Origin of the sequence: Maritalea mediterranea (genome assembly GCF_021568695.1) — a bacterium.
Lineage (GTDB): Bacteria > Pseudomonadota > Alphaproteobacteria > Rhizobiales > Devosiaceae > Maritalea > Maritalea mediterranea.
On sequence record NZ_JAKGTI010000001.1, the window covers coordinates 650,645 to 670,310 of the forward strand.

The window sequence follows — 19,666 nt, forward strand, 5'->3', positions numbered from 1 at the left end:
AAATTGAGGAAAATTCGATGCTTAAAGTGGCGTTTCAGGGTGAATTGGGGGCTTTCGGACATGCGGCGGTGCGCGCTACATTTCCAAATGAACAGGAATTGCCTTGCACCACTTTTGAGCAAACCGTGGCCGCGGTGCAAAATGGCGAAGCCGATTTTGCCATGGTGCCGGTGGAAAACTCGCTTTATGGCCGTATCACCGATATCCACCATTTGCTGCCCGAAAGCGGACTGAAAATCATTGGCGAATATTTTCACCGTGTGAATATGAATCTGCTGGGGGTGAAAGGCGCTAAGCTTGAAGATATCAAGGAAGTGCAAAGCCTTTCGGTGGCACTTGGCCAATGCCGCAATTTTATCAAAAAACACAATTTGGTCGCCATCAATGCCGTGGATACGGCCGGATCAGCCCGCGAAGTGGCCGAGCGCGGCGATAAATCCCGCGCTGCCATCGCCTCGCGCTTGGCCGGTGAAATTTATGGCCTGGACGTTTTGGCGAGCGATATCGAAGATGAAGACCACAACACCACGCGTTTTTTGATCATGTCCCGCAAGATGATTGAGGTCGATCCGGCAAAGCACAAGGTGAAAACCACCTTTGTCTTCCGGGTACGCAACGTGGCTGCTGCGCTTTATAAAGCGATGGGCGGTTTTGCCACCAACGGCATCAACATGACCAAGCTGGAAAGCTATATGGTGGATGGCAGCTTCACGGCCACCCAGTTTTATGCCGATATTGAAGGCCATCCGGACGATCCCGGCGTGCAGGACGCGTTCGAGGAATTGGCCTTTTTTACCCACCATATCGATATTCTGGGCGTTTATCCGGCAGCGGAAAAGCAGGAATAGGGCTCGTATAGTGCCAGGGTGCGGAAATCTTTTGTTCCGCCCCCCTTGCACTTTTAAGCAAAGTGCATGATATAGGGCGTCGGGAGATTGGCGCGGACGAACCGCTCGCCAATCGGGTCAGGTCCGGAAGGAAGCAGCCCTAACGAGTTAGGAACGGGTCGTTGCCAGTCTCCTTTTTATCTTTGCCCAAATATTTTGCGCCCCACCTCAGAATCGGTGTCAAATAGGCGTTAAATATCAAACGCACATCCTTTTAGGCAGGCAGAGTTGGCAGATCAAAAATCCTCATATGTTGTGCTCGCGCGCAAATATCGCCCGGAGAGCTTTGACACCTTTATTGGCCAAGAGGCCATGGTGCAAACGCTCAAAAATGCGTTTGAGGCCAACCGCATCGCCCATGCCTTTATGCTCACGGGTGTGCGCGGGGTGGGTAAAACGACCACCGCCCGTATTCTCGCACGCGCGCTCAATTTCGAAGATGATAATGGCCAGCGTCCCAATCTCGATCTAACCGAGGAGGGCAAGCACTGCCGCGCCATCATTGAAAGCCGCCATGTGGATGTGGTGGAAATGGACGCGGCGTCTCACACCGGCATTGATGATATTCGCGAAATTATCGATAGTGTGCGCTATGGCCCGGTGTCTGCGCCTTATAAAGTCTTCATCATCGACGAAGTGCACATGCTCTCCAAAGCCGCGTTCAACGGCCTGCTGAAAACGCTGGAAGAGCCGCCCCCTTACGTAAAGTTTATCTTCGCCACCACCGAAATCCGCAAGGTGCCGGTCACCATCCTTTCGCGCTGTCAGCGCTTTGATTTGCGGCGGGTGGATAGTGGCACGCTCTATGATTATCTCTCCGATATTCTGGAGAAAGAGCAGATCAGTTTCCAGCCCGATGCGCTCCAAATGATCATTCGCGCCGGCGAAGGGTCTGTGCGCGACAGCCTCTCATTGCTCGATCAAGCAATTGCCCATGCGGGTGGAGAGATCGGCACGGAAACCGTCAAACAGATGCTGGGCCTGGCCGACCGCGCCTTGATCCTCGATCTATTTGAAACGTTGATGCGCGGTGATATGGGCGCGGCGCTCGAACAAATGCGCCACCAATATGATGCCGGTGCTGATCCACAAACCATCATTTCTGATCTGGCGACCGTGACCCATTTGGTCACCCGCCTGAAAGTGGTGCCCAGCGCCACCGACGATCCGGCGCTGACCCCGGATGAAAAACAGCGCGGGCGCGACTTGGCGCAGAAGCTGGGCGTCAAAACCCTGTCTCGCGCCTGGCAAATTCTCAATAAGGGCATTGGCGAAATCAACAATAGCCATGACGCGCTGCAAGCGGCGGAAATGGTGTTGATCCGGTTGGGCTATGCGTCAGACCTCCCCTCGCCAGATGAACTGATCAAAAAGATACAATCCAACCCGCAAGCCGCATCTGCTCCGCAGCATGGTGGCGGCGGTGGCGGCGACGCACCGCGGGCAATGGCCAATGGCGGTGGCGTCAATGCGCTGGGGCAACGGGCGCCCACCGCCTCGCGCGAACAAAGCCCGTTGCGGGCCATGGCCACCAACCCGGATCCGACACCCGCTGCCGTGCAGGAGCCCACGCGCCACATCAAAACCTATGAGGAGTTGATCGAACTGGCGGCTGAAAACCGAGAGCTTGTGTTGAAACATGCGCTTGAGGCCCATGCCAGCCCGGTTTCCTTTGCCGATGGCCGCATCGAACTGGCGCTGACCGAAGAGGCGGACCACACATTCGTGCCGCTATTATCTGCTAAATTGCGGGAATGGACCAACCAGACTTGGATGATTTCGGTTGCCCGCGAAAAGCCGACCGACACGATTGCGGCACAAAGGCAGCGTGCGCGCGACGAACGGCAGAAAAAAGCTGAACAGATTCCTGAAGTGAAAGCAGTTTTGGATGCGTTTCCCGGTGCCAAGCTGGTGAATATCCGTTCTTTAACCGATGATGACGGGCCGGAAGACTGGCTTGAACAAGATCTTGAAAATGATGAAGGTGACCTATGAAAGACATGATGGGCATGATGAAAAAGGCGCAGGAAATGCAGGCGCGCATGGGCGAAATGCAAGCTGAGCTGGAAGCGCTGGAAGTTGTGGGCACCGCTGGCGGCGATGCCGTGCAAGTGACATTGACCGGTAAGGGCGAAATGCGCGGGGTGAAAATTGACCCCGACTTGCTTAAGCCTGATGAAGCGGAGATCGTGGAAGATCTCATCATCGCCGCCCACGCCGATGCCAAACAGAAATCAGAAGAAATGGCCCAGGAGAAAATGAAGGAAATCACCGCTGGTTTACCGATCCCTCCTGGTATGAAAATGCCATTTTAAGCGAAGGACCATCCCGATGTCCTCACGCTCTGGCGGGCCAGAGATTGATCAGCTTATCCAATTATTGGCGCGGTTGCCGGGGCTTGGGCCCCGGTCTGCCCGTCGTGCGGTGTTGCACCTGATTAAGAAAAAGGAAACGCTGATGGTGCCGCTATCGGCGGCGCTAGACCGGGCTGTAGACAGCGTGATGACCTGCGCCAATTGCGGCAATGTGGACACTATGTCCCCCTGCCATATCTGCACAGACCCGAAGCGCACCGCCTCCGGCCTGTTGATCATTGTTGAAGATGTTGCCGACCTCTGGGCGCTGGAACGGGCCGGCATCGGCGCCGCGCTTTATCATGTGCTGGGCGGCACCTTGTCGCCTCTCGACGGCATCGGGCCGGACGATCTCAACATCCAAAGCCTGGTGCAACGCGTGGAAGCTGGCAATATTACTGAAATCGTGCTGGCGGTGAACGCCACCGTCGATGGCCAAACCACCGCCCACTATATCACCGACCAACTGCAACCCTTCGGTGTTAAAATTTCCCGCCTGGCCCATGGCGTGCCCGTGGGCGGCGAGCTGGATTATTTGGACGAGGGCACCCTGGCCCAGGCGCTCAAGGCGCGGACCCTCTTTTAGTCACGGTTACAAACCCGGCGTCGGGCTGGAACCCCCTCGACATAATCTAGGCATCAACGCGTCCCACCGCGCAGCCGCAGCGGATTCGCACCGTTGCGACGGTCACCTATCAATCTGTAAAATTTGCCTTTGCAAAATGCGCAATAATACCCCCAAGATTGATAGATTATTGCCGTTTTTACTGACGCATTCCTTCTGTACAATCTAATCTTCTTAATTCCGCTATGATTTATGAGGGATATTCAATGGCCAAGTTTCACCGCGATACGCTTAATCTGGTGCCATTTGTCAGCGTCGATAATATGATGAAATTGATCTTGCATATCGGCGTGGAGGAAACCATGGCCGGCATTGCTAAGGCCATCGAGGAAGATTTTGTGCGCTGGGAACTTTTCGACAAAACCCCACGCGTCGCTTCCCATTCCAATGAAGGTGTGATTGAGCTGATGCCCACCAGCGATGGTGAGGTTTATGGCTTTAAATATGTAAATGGCCACCCCAAAAACACAAAAGAGGGCATGCAGACCGTTACGGCGTTCGGCCTGCTGGCCGATGTGGCCAACGGCTATCCGGTGCTCCTGTCTGAAATGACGATCCTCACCGCCTTGCGCACCGCTGCCATGTCCGCCGTGGCCGCCAAATATCTGGCGCCCAAAAATGCAAAAACCATGGCCATCATCGGCAATGGCGCCCAGTGCGAATTCCAGGCTTTGGCTTTCCGCAAAATTTGCGGCATCGAAAATATCCGCCTTTATGATACAGACCCGAAAGCCACCGAAAAGGCCATGTTCAACCTGCAAAACAGTGGGCTTAACCTCACTTCTTGCAGCACCGGCGAAGATTGTGTGGCGGGGGCCGAAATCATCACCACCTGCACGGCGGATAAGCAATATGCCACCATACTTACCGATAATATGGTGGGGTCAGGCATTCACATCAACGCCATTGGCGGCGATTGCCCGGGCAAGACCGAGCTGCATAAAGGTATTTTGCACCGCTCGGAAATTTTCACCGAGTTTACCCCGCAAACCCGTATTGAGGGCGAAATTCAGCAATTGCCGGACGACTATGAAGTCACCGAGCTGTGGGAAGTGATGTCAGGTCAAAAAGAAGGCCGCAAAGCCGAAGGGCAAATCACCCTGTTTGACAGTGTCGGCTTCGCCGTCGAAGATTTCTCTGCCCTGCGCTTTATCTATCAGGCCATCCAGGGCACTCAATTCTATGAAGATTTGGACATGTTGGCCGACCCAGACGATCCGCGCGATCTCTATGGCATGGTGCAACGCGCCGCCAAGCAAAATATGACTGCCGCAGAATAGCAAAAAGCCCCGGTTCGCCGGGGCTTTTCTTTTAAGGTGTCAGCGCAATTAGTCGCTCTTGGTCCGCCAAGGGTCCAGCGCCGCCATGTAGCGCCCAATTGCATAGCGCCACGGGATGATAAACACAAATGGCACCACAAAGGCGCAGGCAAACAGGACCTCTATGGTCGCTTCGTCCATGGTGCCCGTTTGCCAGCGGGGCAGGGCCACAAACAGCACCCAGATCAGTTTCCAACTGAGTTCAAACCACAGCAGCGGCAGCATAAAGATCGGCGCGAACAGCCCGAGAATGGAAAGCACAGCCAAAGCGCTCAGCATGGCGGTAACAACGCCATCCATCATCGGCATGGTCACCACAGGGCCAAACAGGTCAGGCACGATCTGTATCGACAGGCCAACCAGCAACAACAAATAACATCCGCGCAATAAATAAAGGCGCAACAGCGAAACGGGCTTCAATTTTTTGTCCTTCTTGCAATTTGCAGTCAGAATAGTGATCTAGTGAACATAGATTTGTAGCCGGATATAAGATTAAGTCCATGATCTTAGGTTGCTTGAAACTTGATCCTTTGTAACAGGAGAAAAATATTGGCCCTCTCCACCGTGTCCGCCGGTTTAGCCGCAGGCTTGTTGGCCTATGCATTGTCGCGCGGGGCAGATGCGGAGGATTTGCAGGCCAAGTCCAGCCTCGGCGATCATGATCTGACTGACCCGGACGCGCGGGTGCCACTGCACACATATCTTGCCCTTTTGCATCAGGCGCAAGAGGGAACGAACGATCCGGCCCTCGCGCTGCATTGGGGCGAAGATGTGGACATGGCGGAGCTTTCAATCGTCGGCCTGATCATGAATGCCGCCTCCACGAAGGGCGTTGCGTTTCAGCAATTGCAGCGCTATGGGCGGCTGGCCATGGAGATCAATGATCCAGCGGGCAGCCCACATTTTGAACTGACCCAGCAGGACGGGCGCCTCTACATGGTTTATCGGGCGGCTCCCGCACAAAATGTACCGGAACTGGTGGAAAATGCCTTTGCGCGGCTGACGTGCGGGCCACGCCAATTTCTTGATTCACCCCATATCCTGTCGGTGGACTTCACACATCCGGCCCCGTCTTACAGGGATGAATATGCCCGCATATTCCAGTGCCCCGTACATTTTGAAGCTAAGTGGAACGCAATGGAGCTGCACCCGGAGGTCGCCGCTTGGCCCGTTGCGCAAAGCCCAGCCTATATGTCCAAATTGCTGGCCGAACGGGCCGACCAGCTTTTGGCAAAGTTAACGACACAAAAAAGCGTGCGCGGCCAAGTGGAGCAGGCGCTTCTGCCGCTTTTACATTTGGGCAATCCGGGGGCAGACCAAATCGCCGCCCAGTTGGGCATGAGTCGTCAAACGCTCTTTCGTCGCTTGAAAGAGGAGAACGCATCCTATCGCGACGTGCTGGAAGAGCTGCGCCACACCATGGCCATGTCGCATTTGAAAAGCCAAAAGCTCAGCGTGGGTGATATCGCCTATCTGCTTGGGTTCTCAGATGTAGCGGCCTTCTCCCGTGCCTTCAAGCGCTGGACGGGCCAAAGCCCCCGGGCGTTCCGTCAAAGCTCTGAGATGGTGTAGTCGCGTGCACAAAAAATGTGCCGCCAGATGCAAAAGCACCGGCGGCACAGTTGAATGCTTTTTCGTTAGACTTATGCGGCCTTTTTAAAGTCCAACGTGGCGCGTTGGCCCACATCCGGCTCATGATGGGTCAAATTGGCCTTGATGGTTTCGAACAGGAAGACAGCACCGCTATCCGTGCTCAACCAGATCTCACCATCCTGCGGCTCAAACTTGACCAACACCAGATCAGGATCATATTTGCCGTCCTCAAACCATGCAGACGCCACAACGCTCCAGATTTCTTCCAGCTTTTCCTGGTTGGGCGATGTGGAAACTTTCCCGTTCACATAGCCGTGCAGACCAGCACTATTGTCGGAAAGCGCAAAGCGAATGGTTTTCCCCGCTTCCGCCGCATCGGCCGCATCTGTGCCTTTCGAGGTAATAAACCAGATCGCCCCGTCATCATCCGGCGTCAGGTTGGGCGTCATCGGAAACAAACGTCCGTCCACGTCCAACAGACCAGATTTGACATTAGAGAGACGTTTCCAAAATTCCTTTTTAAAATCAGTCATATCTAGCACTCCTTTCAGTGGGAGGGAAACGTGCGGGAATGGGCGATGGTTCCCTAAGCAAATGTCGAAGAAACGCCGTGTTACGTGTTCGTTGCTCTATCTAATGGCAGATGACATAAGGCACGACCAAACTCCCTCCCCTTGACGGGGAGGGCTGGGGTGGGGTGATGCACTGAGGCAAAACGCAAGCGATCGAGACATAAGATGACACGACACTGCCCGAGCGCGCCAATATGGTTTCTCATGCCGATCAACACACACCGCCGTCACCCCAAGACTTGATCTTGGGGTCCATTTGCGAACGCGAAGAGCAGAAGAATTGGTGTCTCACCCCCCGGAAACTTCAACAAGCGCGACGGTGAAATGAATTATGGGGCAATAAATTTGCCATCCTCGTCAAATAAAAATGAAACATGACCTGTTTCGATTAGTTCCAGCGCGTCGCCGCCTGTTTGACCGTCAATGCTTATGGAACTTGCATGATTTCCAATAGAGCCCGCCAAGAAGTGACCGAAAATGGTGGGACTATAGGGGTACGTCGTCAGTTCTTCAGGGATATTGGCAGAGATAATTGGTTCGGCATTCGTTGGGTCGATTCTAGTAAGGAACTCGGGACGTTCCTTGATATGAGCATTTGCCGCCAAGTGTCTAGCATATAACTCCCTAAGTTGAAGTTTAGATAAAGGTGAGTTTAACGCAGCCAACTGGTGTTCCAACATTGAGCTTACAGCGCCACAATCATCAAATGTATGTATAATTGCGAGATCATTGACTCTAAGCAGAATGCCGCGACCCAAGAGGTTGTCGCAATAGTCAAATGTAGGTTCACCAGAATAATCAATCCGCACAATCGTTATCGAGCCGAAGATCTTAGTATCAATGCTAATTCCGAAAAGGCCCGCTCTTGCCAACGCGTGAATATGATGGAGTTCCCCTAGTGAATGTTTATCTCCAATTACCTCGTGATCTTCCCTCAAATCGGGAGAAATTCGATTCTTGAAGTCCCTCAAATGCACTTTTGTGAAAACAAGCGAAAGCCAACAACACAGCTTTTCTTTGCCTTCCGACATTAGATAATCTCTTGTTTTTTCGAAACCTCCAGATAAAATATTGCTGATTGGATTCTCGTAATAGTTTCCGAGGCGTGAGTTGCACGACCCGCAGCACGATATTTTGTAGGTGCCGTATTTTATGTGGCTCCCTGTTGGAAGAGTTAGGGTCTCTTTTTGCAAACCACAAAGCCGCTGCAGCCATCGAGGAATTACATGTTCATTGTTGAAGTTTGAATTTGGTGCTTGTCCGCAAACAAAACAATGCCCCTTTTTGCATATCTTGGTCTCAAACTGATCTAGTGAAAACAAGATCGAGTTCCCTGAATGATCAGAGATGCTCCCATCAGTACCAAAAAGATATGCTGAAGGATTGGTTTTCAATACGCTCTACCCATCCCCCTCAATCATTCCCTTCGGTTCCTCAAACTCAAGCTGTTCAATCCGCTCGCCGCGTTTGGTGACTTTGCCGGTGGAAATCAAAATCTGTTCCACATCGCGGTTGGCCTGTTGGAAGTGATTTTGCAGCTTGTGCACCCGGTCAGACAATCGGCCCACATCGGCCAGTAGATTGGTGACTTCCTGTTGGATAATATGCGCCTGTTCGCGCATTTTCACGTCGCGCAGCAGCGCCTGGATCACCTGGATGGACAGCATCAAAAGCGAGGGCGACACAATCACCACCCGCATCCGCAAAGCTTTTTGCACCAGATCATCGAATTTCTCGTGAATATCCGCAAAAATGGCCTCTGAGGGCACAAACATAAAGGCGGTGTCCTGTGTTTCCCCGGCAATCAGATATTTTTCCGAAATATCCTTTATATGTTTGGTCATGTCGGTGCGGAACTGGGTCATTGCGCCTTTCAGTTCCACCGCATCTTGCGCGTCATTAATCCGCTGCCAGCTTTCCAGCGGAAACTTTGCGTCCACCACCAAATCGGGCGCCTTGTTGGGCATCAGCACCAAACAATCGGGCCGCGAATTGTTGGAAAGGGTGGCTTGAAACTGGAAGGAGCTGGAGGGCAAGCCATCGGAAATAATCGCTTCCATCCGCCCTTGGCCAAACGCCCCGCGCGATTGCTTGTTGGCCAGAATATCGCGCAAGGACACCATCTCGTTCGACAGCTCGGAAATATTGGCTTGCGCCCGATCAATCACTGCCAGCCGTTCATTCAATTTGGAGAGGCTTTCCTCGGTCTTGGTGCGGGATTCATTCACCGTTTGGCCCATGCGATGGCTGGCGCTGTCAATCCGATCGGTCAAAGCCTTGGCCAAATCCGAAGTGCGGCTACCAAAAATTTCTGACATGGTGTGCATGCGCCCGGTCATCTCGCTTTGCACCCGCATCAGATCGGCCAGATGCCGTTCCATTTCCTGATTGCGCTCGGCAATGCGCGCCGCCTCAACCGCGCGTTTCTGGCTGGCGCGCCAGCTGCCCACCAGCGCCGCAACCGCCAACACCAACAATAAGCCAACCCCCGCAAGGATCAGCTCCAACGCTGTGAAATCATGCCCAAAGGCATTAAAAAGAACATCATTCATAAAAAGAACATATCGTGATTCGTGTGCCCTTGCCGCGATAAAGCGCGGATGGCTTTAAGGCGGGGCTTTGCCTGCTTATATGTGAAAAGAGCAGGGCCGCAATGTGCCGAATTTCTTGACCCGAACAGCTAATCGGCCTATCCAAGCAGCCAAACCTGAACCAAGAGAATTAGACCATGACCATCCGCCCCATTTTACATATCCCGAACGATGTTTTGCGCAAGGTCGCCGCGCCGGTCGACACGGTGAATGACGAGATCAAAACGCTGATCAAAGATATGTTCGACACCATGTATGACGCGCCGGGCGTGGGCTTGGCCGCGCCACAAATTGGCGAGCTGCATCGGGTGATCGTGATGGACCCCTCTAAAGAAGAGGAAGAGCCAAATCCCATCGCCATGATCAATCCGGAAATTACCTGGTCTTCCGAAGACACATGGACCTATCAGGAAGGGTGCCTGTCCATTCCCGAATATTATGAGGATGTGGAACGCCCGGTGAAAGTGCGTGTGAAATATCTGGATGAAGAGGGCAACCCGCAAGAGTTGGAAGCCGAAGAGCTATTGTCTACCATCGTGCAGCACGAAATCGATCATCTGGATGGCAAATTGTTTATCGATTATCTGTCGCGGCTGAAGCGCGAGCGGGTGACCAAGAAATTCCAGAAAATCGCGAAACGCAAGGCAGGCTAATATGCGGGTCATTTTTATGGGCACGCCGGAGATTGCCGTGCCGACCTTGAGCGAAATTATCGGGCGCGGCCATGATGTGGTGGCGGTTTATACCCAGCCGCCCCGCCCGGCAGGCCGCGGCAAAAAAGATCGGAAATCGCCGGTGCATGAACTGGCCGAAGGCTTCGGGATTGAAGTGCGCACGCCGCTTAATTTTAAAGACCCTGCCGATGTGGAAGCCTTTGAAGCGCTGGACGCGGATGTGGCCGTCGTGGTGGCCTATGGCTTGCTGCTGCCCAAAGCGATTTTGGATGCGCCTGCTAAGGGTTGCCTCAATCTCCACGCCTCATTGCTGCCCCGCTGGCGTGGCGCTGCGCCCATCCAGCGAGCGATCATGGCGGGCGACAAGCAAACCGGCATGATGGTGATGCAAATGGATGAGGGCTTGGACACAGGCGATGTCGGCCTGATCGACGAAATCCCGATCTCCTCCAACATGACCGCAGGCGAACTTCACGATGAAATGATGGTGCGTGGGGCCGATATGATGGGCCGCGCGCTCTCGGCGTTGGAGCGCGATAGCCTTGATTTCACCCCGCAAGCCAGCGAGGGCGTGACCTACGCCAAAAAGATAGACAAAAAGGAAGCACGGATCGATTGGACCCAGCCTGCCGAAATGGTCCACAACCAAATTCGCGGCCTGTCGCCCTTTCCCGGTGCGTGGTTTGAAATCGAGATCAATGACAAGCCCGTGCGCATCAAAATCATCAAATCCAGTCTGACCGAAGGCCAGGGCACACCCGGCACGGTGCTGGATGATGATATGCGCATCGCGTGCGGCGAGGGCGCTATTTTGCCACTCACCGTGCAACGTGAAGGCAAGGGCGCGATGGATGTGAAAACCTTCCTGCGCGGCCCCGGCTCACTTAAAGGCAAGGTGGCGCGCTAGTGCCCCGCTATAAGCTCACGGTTGAATATTTCGGCACGCCCTATCATGGCTGGCAATCCCAGCGCGATGGCAGGGGCGTGCAGGACGCGGTGGAAAATGCGATCGAAAAATTCTCCGGTGAGCGGGTGAAAGTACAGGCCGCCGGCCGCACAGATTCTGGCGTCCACGCCACGGGGCAGGTGATCCATCTCGATCTCTCCAAAGAGTGGGACCCCTATCGCATTTCCGAGGCGATGAACCATCATCTCAAGCCGCATCCCATTGTCATCACCGCGTATGAAGCGGTGCCAGAGACATTTGAAGCGCGGTTTTCGGCGCTGGCGCGGCATTATGAATTTATCATTCTCAACCGCAAAGCCCGACCGGCCATTATGCGCAACCGCGTCTGGCATGTGCCACACCCGCTGGATGCGGAAAAAATGCACGAAGCGGCGCAGCTTATTTTGGGGCAACACGATTTCACCACCTTCCGCGCCTCAATCTGCCAGGCCAACTCACCCATCCGCACGCTGGACAGGCTGGATGTGGAGCAGCGCGGTGACATGATCCATATTTTCGCCTCGGCCCGCAGCTTTTTGCACAATCAAGTGCGCTCCATGGTGGGCTCTTTGGTCGAAGTTGGACGTCACCGTTGGACGCCCGCAGAATTCCGCGCAGCGCTCGATGCGGCAGATCGCTCGGCCTGTGGCCCTGTGTCGCCGCCCGACGGGCTCTATCTGATCGGGGTGGACTATCCGCCGCTAGACGCCTGAGCCTTGCTGCTGGGCATCGATGAAAGCTGCCGGATCAATACCTGCCGCCGAGAACATAATGTTCACCGTGATCATCGCTGCCATCAGGACCGCCATAATCGTTGCGACAAAAAAGATGATGGTTTGCGGCACGCTAAAGCCCAAAATCACCCGTGCCGTGCGCCAGAATATGATGAGGGTCAGGATAACAATTAAGAAGTAGCCGACAGTGGCCAACAATTGGAACACAAAGATGGCAACAATAATCAGGGTGAAGAAAAAGCTCGCCCAATTGTTGACTACCATATAGCCCAATATGCGTTCGCGCTCACCGATAATGCCCAAAAACGCATAGGCCACCAAATAGGGGGTGGCATAAAGGATCGTATAGCTTAGCAGATTGGCCCAAGCGGGCACCTGCAAGCCTTCAGGGCCGGGGCCAGCGAATAATTCCTGCAAAATCAAGCCGATAAAGACCGCAATAAAGCTACCCACCAGTCCAGCCTGGCTGAAATTGAAATAGCCCAGTTTGCCCGTTTCACCGCGAATTAGCGAAAAGATACCCCGAGCGGCATCGACCATTTCTTCCAGATAGGGACGGTTGTTCATATCAGCTCTTTTGCTCTAAAAATGCGCGTACATAATCAGTGTACACGCCTTGAAGGCGCTCTACCATGGCCATCGGCACACGTTCGTCGACCTGGTGCATGCCTTTGCCCACCAGGCCAAATTCGGCCACGGGGCAATAATCGGCAATAAACCGGGCGTCAGATGTGCCGCCGCCAGTTGAGCGGATAGGCGTTATATTGGCGTGCTTGGTGACTGTTTCAATAAGCAAATCAACATCTGCCGAGTCATTCGACACAAAAGACCGTGACACGGGGTGGTGTATTTTCAACTCCACATCGCATCCATTGGCAGGCACTTTCAAAATTTGCTGCCCCAGCCAATATTCCAGCTTAAAGGCGTCCCACAAATCATTGAACCGTATATTGCCCTGCAAAGAGCCTCGGGCCGGGATCACATTGCCCGCCTTGTTGCCCACATCAATCGTGGTCAGTTCCAGATTGCTGGCCTGAAAATTCTCATTGCCCTCATCCAACGGTTCGTCCGACACTTGAGCGGCGATTTTCGCCAGCACGGGCAGCGGGTTATTCGCCTTATGCGGATAGGCCACATGACCCTGCGCGCCGGTCACGGTGATGGTGAAGCTTAGCGACCCACGCCGGCCAATCTTCACCACATCGCCAAATTCCTCGGCGCTGGAGGGTTCGCCCACCAGCCCAAAGTCAAACTGATGGCCTTGCTCTTTTGCCCATTGCAGCGCCTTGACGGTGCCGTTCACCGCGTCGCTTTCCTCATCGCCGGTGATCAGCAGCGAAATCGTGCCTTTATCCACTTCGCCGCTTTCGACAAGTTCGGGCAGGGCGGCGCAAAAGGCGGCCACGCCGCTTTTCATATCTACCGCGCCCCGGCCCCACATTTCGCCATCCACCTCTTCGGCGCTAAAGGGATCGTGGGTCCACGCGGCTTCGTCGCCAACTGGCACCACATCAGTATGCCCGGCAAACAGCAAATGCCGTCCGCCTCGGTTGCGGGTGGCAAACAGATTTTTCACCGGATAAGAGCCATCGCCCTCAAATGTGAGAATTTGGCACTCAAAACCCAATGGCGTCAGAAACTCTTTTACACGTTCCAACGCACCATCATTGGCCGGGGTCACCGATTTGCAGCGGATCAAATCCCGTAAAAGGTCGAGTGCCTGGCTCACTTACGCCTCCCGCAACAAATCGTTGACAGAAGTTTTGGAGCGGGTTTTCTCGTCCACCTGCTTCACAATCACAGCGCAATAAAGGCTTGGGCCTGGCGTGCCGTCGGGGAAAGGTTTGCCTGGCATAGAGCCGGACACCACCACAGAATAGGGCGGCACTTCGCCCATATGAATTTCGCCGGTTTCACGGTTCACAATTTTGGTGGATTGGCCAATATAGACGCCCATGGAGATTACGGAGCCTTTGCCCACGCGCACGCCTTCCACAATCTCAGACCGAGCGCCGATAAAGCATTCATCTTCAATAATCACCGGGCCGGCCTGCAACGGCTCCAACACGCCGCCAATGCCCACGCCGCCTGAAAGGTGCACACCCTTGCCGATTTGGGCGCAAGAGCCAACAGTGGCCCATGTGTCCACCATGCAGCCATCATCAACATAAGCGCCCAGATTGACGAAAGAGGGCATCAAAACCACATTTTTGCCGATATGGGCAGACTTGCGCACAATCGCGCCCGGTACCGCGCGGAAGCCCGCATCGCGAAACCTGTTGTCGCCCCATCCTGCAAATTTGGAGGGCACTTTGTCCCACCATGTGGCACCACCTGGGCCGCCCTCAATCACTTCCATGTCGTTCAAGCGGAACGATAGGAGTACAGCTTTTTTAAGCCACTGATTGACCACCCATTCGCCCTGATCATTCTGCTCGGCCACGCGGGCTTCGCCTTGGTCCATCAGCTCAAGCGCTTCATTCACAGCGTCACGCACAACACCTTGTGTTGCAAAAGTGATCTCGTCGCGTTTATCAAATGCGGTATCAATGGTTTGAGCCAGTTCGGTGCGATCCATGTGCGGGTCTCCTTGACGGTGGGCAATATCTTTGGCGCGACATTAGCGTGCAAGGGACACCTGTCAACCTCGCTTTTTCGCGCTATGGTCGCAAAATCGTAATCAAGCCAAAACATCTTTAACGCTTCAGGCGCAAAGATAAAACAGACCGATGCACCTTAAAGGGGAAATTTATGGCTAGACGTCGCAGACAGCACCACACGTCGCTTCGCACATCTGAGGAAGATATCAACGTCGCACGCCGGGTGCCGCGCACGCTGCAAACCGAATCTGCTGCCTATAAGCTGGCCTTCTCAGACGAAGAATTTATGACCGCCGAAGAAACGCGGCCCATACGTTTGCAGCTCGAAATTCTGAAACCGGAATTATGGCTCACCGAGCGGGGGATCAACTCCACGGTTGTGTTGTTTGGTGGCGCGCGCTTGCCCGCGCCAGGGGCGGAAGCCTGGGCCGCAAAGAATGACATCCAGAAGAAGAATTTGGAGAAGAACTCAAAATATTATGAGGAAGCCCGCAAATTTGCGCGGCTGGCTTCGCTCACATCCGAAACGTTGGATTATAAAGAATATGTCGTCGTCACCGGCGGCGGCCCCGGCGTAATGGAAGCGGGCAGCAAAGGCGCCGTGGAAGTGGGCGCGCCCAATATCGGGCTCAACATCGTCTTGCCCCATGAACAGGCGCCCAACACTTATGTCACGCCAGATCTGTGCTTCAACTTTCACTATTTCGCCACACGCAAAATCCACTTTCTGCTGCGCGCGCGGGTGATCGCTGTGTTCCCCGGTGGCTTTGGCACGATGGATGAATTTTTTGAAGCGCTCACCTTGATTCAAACTGGCCGCATGGAGCGTGTGCCGGTGCTGCTGTTTGGCAAGGAGTTCTGGTCCCGCGTCATCAATCTGGAAGCCTTGGCAGAAGAGGGGACCATCTCGCCCGGCGATCTCGATCTGTTTGATACCGTCGACACGGCAGAGGAAGCGTGGTGCATTGTGCGCGAGTTCTACAATTTGCCGCAGATCACGGATGAAGGCTGCGATCGGGTTGAATAAAGAAAAAAAGCCCGGCCTTAGCCGGGCTTTCCCGTTATTCAGCAATCTTGTCGATGTTGAAGTGCTTCATGCTTTCAACACTGTCAATTTCTGCCATCATGCCTTGGAAGGCGGGTAACGTCATGACTTTTTCTGCTGCAGCTTGTGCATCTTCCAGGCTGGCCCATTCCACCAAATCGGCAAAATGTTTATTGTCTTCCGTGTTCACCAACGCGTGGTAGCGCACAAAGCCCTTTAGCTTCTTGGCGTGTTCCATTGCCTCGCGCCGCTTAGCGAGCGCATTATCTCCGTTCTTTACAGTGAAGCTGACCAGTTCAAAAACGTGTGACATTTGTTTTTCCTTTCCAGTTGATGGAAAGCGATTTAGCATCCCCTTGTTGCCACCCTTATGGCCACAATGTTGAGGTGAAACCAAATTTTATGCGCCGCGCCGAACGTCTCTTTCGCATCATCCAGATCATGCGCACTGCCAATGGCGCGCTCACCGCACAGCAGGTTGCGGATAAACTTGAGATTTCTAAACGTTCCGTCTATCGCGATATGGCGCATTTGATTGGCTCGGGCGCGCCCATCGAGTCAGAGCCTGGCGTTGGCTTTATGCTGAGCGATGAATTTGACCTGCCGCCCCTCAGCTTCACCTTCGAGCAGTTGGAAGCACTGGCCTTGGGCGCGAAAACCTTAGCCCTGATTGCCGACAAAGACATGTCCGCCGCCGCTAAGGAAGCGCTCGCCAAAATCCGCGATGCGGTGCCGCAAAGCCATCAAGACAAATTGGATAGCCCACATCTGATGGTCGTGCCGCCGCAAGGCATGAACATGCCGCAAAGGGAACTGCGGTTGGCCCGCAGGGCAATTGATGAAAAACGTATTCTACAGGTCACGTACAAGGCGCTGGACGACAAGGTGACCGAACGCCAACTCTATCCGCTGGCGCTTGCCAATTTTGGCCCGATCTGGCTGATGACCGCCTGGTGCACCGCGCGGGAGGACTTCCGCGACTTTCGTATGGACCGATTTGAGCAGATGCATCTGGAACGCGAGAAATTCAACCTCGCGCCCCATCAAACACTGCAAACCTATCTCAAAAGATTTAACTGCTAAGCGGTGCGGGCGAAAGGGCTCAAAAAAGCGCCCAGGTTGTCAGTGACATGATGAATATGCTCTTCATCGTCTTTACGTTCCAATTCGAAGGGCTCCAGTTCGCTGCCATCAAAATCGGCCCCAGGCACCACATGAACGGTGCGCATGCCCAAGCTGTGCGGCACCTTCAGATTGACTTCCATATCCTCAAAGAAGGCCGCATTTTGTGGGGCCACCGCATGGGCGTCCATAAACCGCGCATAAGAAGGATTATGCGGCTTGGGCTCAAATTCGGCCTGGATAATATCGAAAATATCTTCAAACACATCTTCACCGCCCAAACGCTTCAGCACATTTTGAGCGTGGCCACGATCGGCATTGGTGAAGATAATCTTACGGCCGGGCAGGGCGCGAATGGCATCCATCAAACCGGGGTTAGGGGCCACCGGCGTATAATCAATATCATGCACCCTTTCCAAATAATGGTGCGGGTCCACATTGCGGGTGGCCATTAGCCCATTCAAGGTGGTGCCATATTCAGCGAAAAACTCTTTTTGCAGCTTGCGCGCGTCGGCCCATTCATAACCCGTCACGTCCACCACATAGGCGGTAATCAGCTTGTCGACCTGATCAAACAGGCGGCATGTGCGCGGGTAAAGTGTGTTGTCGAGATCAAAAATCCAGCAGTCGACATGCGAAAGGGGCATTAAAGAGCGGCCTCATCTTTGTTCTTGTGAATCAGGCTACCGGCACCATGCTCGGTAAACAACTCCAATAGCACCGCATGTTCGGTTTTGCCATTCACAATCACCACCGCTTCCACACCATTCTCCGCAGCAGAAATGGCCGTTTCCAATTTCGGGATCATCCCGCCCTTGGCCACACCATCCTCGATCAGTTTGCGGGCATCATCCACATCCATATCGGTGATCAGTTCGCCATCAGCGCCCAAAACCCCCTCAACATCGGTCAGCAGCAAGAAGCGCTTTGCGTCCATAGCCGAGGCGATAGCGCCGGCAAATGTATCCGCATTGATGTTGAAGGTGTCGCCCTTTTCACCTGCGGCAATTGGGGCGATCACGGGGATGATCTCTTCGGAGATCAAGCGGTGCAAAATTTCCGGCTTCACCTCGCTGGGCTCACCTACAAAACCCAGATCAACAATGCGCTCAATATTGCTGTCCGGATCCATTTTGGTCCGGCGCAGTTTTTTGGCGGTGACCATGTTGGCATCCTTGCCACAAAGACCGATGGCGCGTCCGCCTTCTTGTGTGATGGCCGTCACGATCTGCTTGTTGATGGCACCAGCCAGCACCATTTCCACCACATCCACAGTTGCTTGGTCGGTCACCCGCAAGCCATCTTTGAATTCAGATTGAATGTTCAGCCGCTCCAGCATCTTGCCGATCTGCGGCCCGCCCCCATGCACCACAATCGGGTGTACACCGGACTGACGCAGCAACACAATATCGCGCGCAAAGGCCCGGGCCAGTTGATCATCACCCATGGCATGGCCGCCATATTTTACCACCACCACGCGATCATCATAGCGCAGCATATAGGGCAGAGCCTGGGCGAGAATGGCAGCTTCTTCTGTTTTGTCAGGTCTAGTTTCGCGCGTCATGAATTTTGGCGTTTCCTTGATGATGGGATTGTCACTATCGTGCAGGTTCGCCCCGCTTTGTCCAGACCTTAAAACCCCTCTTGCCATGCAAAAGTCAATAGTCTTAGATGCGGAGATCACGTCAAGGTAGCTATTATGAAAATCACCATTTTGCAAACCGGCCTTGTGCCCGAGCCGTTGCGCGAGGCGTTTCCGACCTACGGTGAAATGATGCAGATCATGCTGAAGCAAGCCGGTGGCGAATTTGATTTCCGGGTGATCAGCGTGGTGGAAAATGAACCACTGCCGCCGCTCGATGATGTGGAGGCGCTGTTGATCACTGGCAGTTCCCACGGTGTCTATGATCCGTTGCCATGGATCGATCCGCTTAAAACCTTCATCCGCGCCGCGTATGAACAGCATATCCCCATGGTTGGCATTTGCTTTGGCCATCAAATAATGGCGGAAGCGTTGGGTGGCCATGCGGGTAAATCTGAAAAAGGCTGGGGTTTGGGGCGCCATGCTTATCGGCTCGAAAACTTGCCTGAGATTTTTGGCGTTGAGGCGCAAGACGTGCATATCACGGCTTCCCACCAAGATCAGGTTTTAAGTCCACCTGCCCAAGCCGAAATTATCGCCAGAAGCGATTTTACGCCCAATGCAGGCCTTTTCTATCCTGATGGTCCAGCCATCAGCGTGCAGCCGCATCCCGAATTTAGTGATTCTTTCTCGCGCACGCTTTTCACCAAGCGCAAAGGGGTTGTGTTTGACCCAGATGATGCGGATCAAGCGCTGGCCTCATTGGCCGATCCATCATCCTCAGCTTTGCTGGGGGAGTTGTTTGTCAGGTTTTTCCGGGAAAATTCGAGCAAATCGATTCAAAAATAATCAAAATTTAAGCATCCCGTACCTATTCTGATCAGACTTTGATCAAAGGGCAGATTTATTAGTGTTTAAACGGGGGCAAAATAGCGCCTTCTGGCGGCAATCCTTCTGGCATATGACTAATTTGCCAGCCCTGATTTGTGTGGTTTTTTTTATATTTTTCTGGGTTTTTGTAG

General features: G+C 53.8%; 22 protein-coding genes and 1 other RNA gene. 13 read left to right on the forward strand and 10 right to left on the reverse strand.

Going from position 1 to position 19,666, the window contains the following annotated elements; all coding sequences use genetic code 11:
* The first annotated feature begins 17 nt into the window (after window positions 1-17).
* From L1I42_RS03135 to ocd, 6 genes are all read left to right on the forward strand, one after another.
* On the forward strand, window positions 18-848 hold the full coding sequence (locus L1I42_RS03135; RefSeq protein WP_236113046.1) for a prephenate dehydratase: 831 nt from the start codon (window positions 18-20) through the stop codon (window positions 846-848).
* Between the two features lie 81 nt (window positions 849-929).
* Window positions 930-1,025: signal recognition particle sRNA small type (gene ffs / locus L1I42_RS03140), an RNA gene on the forward strand.
* A 90-nt stretch (window positions 1,026-1,115) separates the two neighbouring features.
* The gene (locus L1I42_RS03145) at window positions 1,116-2,882 is read left to right on the forward strand and encodes a DNA polymerase III subunit gamma/tau (protein ID WP_236113047.1); all 1,767 of its coding nucleotides are present in this window, start codon (window positions 1,116-1,118) and stop codon (window positions 2,880-2,882) included.
* Complete coding sequence (locus tag L1I42_RS03150) at window positions 2,879-3,202, forward strand: YbaB/EbfC family nucleoid-associated protein (protein ID WP_236113048.1); 324 nt, start codon at window positions 2,879-2,881, stop codon at window positions 3,200-3,202. The genes L1I42_RS03145 and L1I42_RS03150 overlap by 4 nt, the downstream gene beginning before the upstream one ends.
* Before the next feature lie 16 nt (window positions 3,203-3,218).
* On the forward strand, window positions 3,219-3,827 hold the full coding sequence (recR, locus tag L1I42_RS03155; protein WP_236113049.1) for a recombination mediator RecR: 609 nt from the start codon (window positions 3,219-3,221) through the stop codon (window positions 3,825-3,827).
* Between the two features lie 245 nt (window positions 3,828-4,072).
* Window positions 4,073-5,146 carry an ornithine cyclodeaminase gene (ocd, locus tag L1I42_RS03160; RefSeq protein ID WP_236113050.1) on the forward strand — a complete coding sequence of 358 codons (1,074 nt, stop codon included), beginning with the start codon at window positions 4,073-4,075 and terminating at the stop codon, window positions 5,144-5,146.
* A gap of 48 nt (window positions 5,147-5,194) precedes the next feature.
* Here the strand turns inward: ocd and L1I42_RS03165 are convergent, their stop codons facing one another.
* Window positions 5,195-5,605: a hypothetical protein gene (locus tag L1I42_RS03165; RefSeq protein ID WP_236113051.1), complete on the reverse strand. Its 411-nt coding sequence runs from the start codon at window positions 5,603-5,605 to the stop codon at window positions 5,195-5,197.
* Between the two features lie 129 nt (window positions 5,606-5,734).
* On the opposite strand from L1I42_RS03165, the gene L1I42_RS03170 reads away from it, so the two are divergent.
* Entirely contained in the window at window positions 5,735-6,757 is a 1,023-nt protein-coding gene (locus L1I42_RS03170) for an AraC family transcriptional regulator (protein WP_236113052.1), read from the forward strand.
* A gap of 71 nt (window positions 6,758-6,828) precedes the next feature.
* Here L1I42_RS03170 and L1I42_RS03175 read toward each other — a convergent pair whose 3' ends face one another.
* From L1I42_RS03175 to L1I42_RS03185, 3 genes are all read right to left on the reverse strand, one after another.
* Complete coding sequence (locus L1I42_RS03175; protein ID WP_236113053.1) at window positions 6,829-7,311, reverse strand: pyridoxamine 5'-phosphate oxidase family protein; 483 nt, start codon at window positions 7,309-7,311, stop codon at window positions 6,829-6,831.
* A gap of 368 nt (window positions 7,312-7,679) precedes the next feature.
* Window positions 7,680-8,744: a hypothetical protein gene (locus L1I42_RS03180; protein ID WP_236113054.1), complete on the reverse strand. Its 1,065-nt coding sequence runs from the start codon at window positions 8,742-8,744 to the stop codon at window positions 7,680-7,682.
* Window positions 8,745-8,750: 6 nt separating this feature from the next.
* Window positions 8,751-9,902, reverse strand: a complete 1,152-nt coding sequence (locus L1I42_RS03185; RefSeq protein WP_236113055.1) for a DNA recombination protein RmuC — start codon at window positions 9,900-9,902, stop codon at window positions 8,751-8,753.
* A 176-nt stretch (window positions 9,903-10,078) separates the two neighbouring features.
* Between L1I42_RS03185 and def the strand changes: the two genes are divergently transcribed.
* Genes def through truA form a run of 3 tightly spaced genes read left to right on the forward strand, consistent with a single transcriptional unit; the run spans window position 10,079 to window position 12,274 of the window.
* Window positions 10,079-10,594, forward strand: a complete 516-nt coding sequence (gene def / locus L1I42_RS03190; RefSeq protein WP_236113056.1) for a peptide deformylase — start codon at window positions 10,079-10,081, stop codon at window positions 10,592-10,594.
* Between the two features lies 1 nt (window position 10,595).
* The gene (gene fmt, locus L1I42_RS03195) at window positions 10,596-11,522 is read left to right on the forward strand and encodes a methionyl-tRNA formyltransferase (protein WP_236113057.1); all 927 of its coding nucleotides are present in this window, start codon (window positions 10,596-10,598) and stop codon (window positions 11,520-11,522) included.
* Entirely contained in the window at window positions 11,522-12,274 is a 753-nt protein-coding gene (gene truA, locus L1I42_RS03200; RefSeq protein WP_236113058.1) for a tRNA pseudouridine(38-40) synthase TruA, read from the forward strand. Before fmt ends, truA begins: the two co-directional genes overlap by 1 nt.
* On the opposite strand, the gene L1I42_RS03205 is transcribed toward truA, so the two are convergent.
* Genes L1I42_RS03205 through dapD form a run of 3 tightly spaced genes read right to left on the reverse strand, consistent with a single transcriptional unit; the run spans window position 12,263 to window position 14,873 of the window.
* On the reverse strand, window positions 12,263-12,862 hold the full coding sequence (locus L1I42_RS03205) for a hypothetical protein (protein WP_236113059.1): 600 nt from the start codon (window positions 12,860-12,862) through the stop codon (window positions 12,263-12,265). The genes truA and L1I42_RS03205 overlap by 12 nt on opposite strands.
* Window position 12,863: 1 nt before the next feature.
* Window positions 12,864-14,024 (reverse strand): succinyl-diaminopimelate desuccinylase, encoded by a 1,161-nt coding sequence (dapE, locus tag L1I42_RS03210; protein ID WP_236113060.1) that lies wholly within the window; start codon window positions 14,022-14,024, stop codon window positions 12,864-12,866.
* Window positions 14,025-14,873: a 2,3,4,5-tetrahydropyridine-2,6-dicarboxylate N-succinyltransferase gene (gene dapD / locus L1I42_RS03215; protein ID WP_236113061.1), complete on the reverse strand. Its 849-nt coding sequence runs from the start codon at window positions 14,871-14,873 to the stop codon at window positions 14,025-14,027.
* A gap of 173 nt (window positions 14,874-15,046) precedes the next feature.
* On the opposite strand from dapD, the gene L1I42_RS03220 reads away from it, so the two are divergent.
* Window positions 15,047-15,922 carry an LOG family protein gene (locus tag L1I42_RS03220; protein ID WP_236113062.1) on the forward strand — a complete coding sequence of 292 codons (876 nt, stop codon included), beginning with the start codon at window positions 15,047-15,049 and terminating at the stop codon, window positions 15,920-15,922.
* 34 nt (window positions 15,923-15,956) lie between these two features.
* Here the strand turns inward: L1I42_RS03220 and L1I42_RS03225 are convergent, their stop codons facing one another.
* Window positions 15,957-16,253, reverse strand: a complete 297-nt coding sequence (locus L1I42_RS03225; protein WP_236113063.1) for an antibiotic biosynthesis monooxygenase family protein — start codon at window positions 16,251-16,253, stop codon at window positions 15,957-15,959.
* 89 nt (window positions 16,254-16,342) lie between these two features.
* Here L1I42_RS03225 and L1I42_RS03230 point away from each other — a divergent pair, with 89 nt between their 5' ends.
* A complete protein-coding gene (locus L1I42_RS03230; protein ID WP_236113064.1) occupies window positions 16,343-17,023 on the forward strand; it encodes a helix-turn-helix transcriptional regulator in 681 nt (226 codons plus the stop codon).
* Here the strand turns inward: L1I42_RS03230 and L1I42_RS03235 are convergent.
* Both L1I42_RS03235 and argB read right to left on the reverse strand, forming a co-directional pair.
* The gene (locus tag L1I42_RS03235; RefSeq protein ID WP_236113065.1) at window positions 17,020-17,709 is read right to left on the reverse strand and encodes a pyrimidine 5'-nucleotidase; all 690 of its coding nucleotides are present in this window, start codon (window positions 17,707-17,709) and stop codon (window positions 17,020-17,022) included. The two genes, L1I42_RS03230 and L1I42_RS03235, sit on opposite strands and share 4 nt — an antisense overlap.
* Window positions 17,709-18,626 (reverse strand): acetylglutamate kinase, encoded by a 918-nt coding sequence (gene argB / locus L1I42_RS03240; RefSeq protein WP_236113066.1) that lies wholly within the window; start codon window positions 18,624-18,626, stop codon window positions 17,709-17,711. The genes L1I42_RS03235 and argB overlap by 1 nt, the downstream gene beginning before the upstream one ends.
* Before the next feature lie 135 nt (window positions 18,627-18,761).
* Between argB and L1I42_RS03245 the strand changes: the two genes are divergently transcribed.
* On the forward strand, window positions 18,762-19,493 hold the full coding sequence (locus tag L1I42_RS03245) for a glutamine amidotransferase-related protein (protein WP_236113067.1): 732 nt from the start codon (window positions 18,762-18,764) through the stop codon (window positions 19,491-19,493).
* Window positions 19,494-19,666 lie beyond the last annotated feature (173 nt).